The 383-nt window shown below is 60.8% G+C and carries 1 protein-coding gene; it reads left to right on the forward strand.

Annotation, left to right across the window (positions count from 1 at the left end; all coding sequences use genetic code 11):
- Window positions 1–383: hypothetical protein (locus U862_RS0129070; protein ID WP_029977929.1), on the forward strand; the 383-nt coding region annotated here is incomplete at both ends.

Here is a 383-nt window from a genome sequence, read left to right on the forward strand (position 1 = left end):
TTCAACGATAGCTTCACCACGGACGCCTACCTCTACGCCACCTACGACGGCGGTGCGGGCGACGACATCTACTACGTCAACGGTGGTGGCGTGACCGTCATCGAGCAAGTGGGCGGCGGCAACGATGAAGTGCGGGTCAGTTACAAGGACCACACGCTGGCGGCCAACGTCGAGCGTCTGACCTACACCGGTACAGCTGCATTCACCGGTTGGGGCAATGCCAGCGACAACATCATCACTGGCGGTAACGGCAACGACATGTTCTATGGCGGTGGCGGTGCCGACCAGTTCTTCGGCGGTGCCGGTCGCGACACCGTGTCGTATCTGGACAGCACAGTGGCGATGAACATCAACCTGAAAACCGGGGTCATCTCGGGGATCGG

The sequence above is a fragment of the Pseudomonas sp. H1h genome (genome assembly GCF_000633255.1).
Lineage (GTDB): Bacteria > Pseudomonadota > Gammaproteobacteria > Pseudomonadales > Pseudomonadaceae > Aquipseudomonas.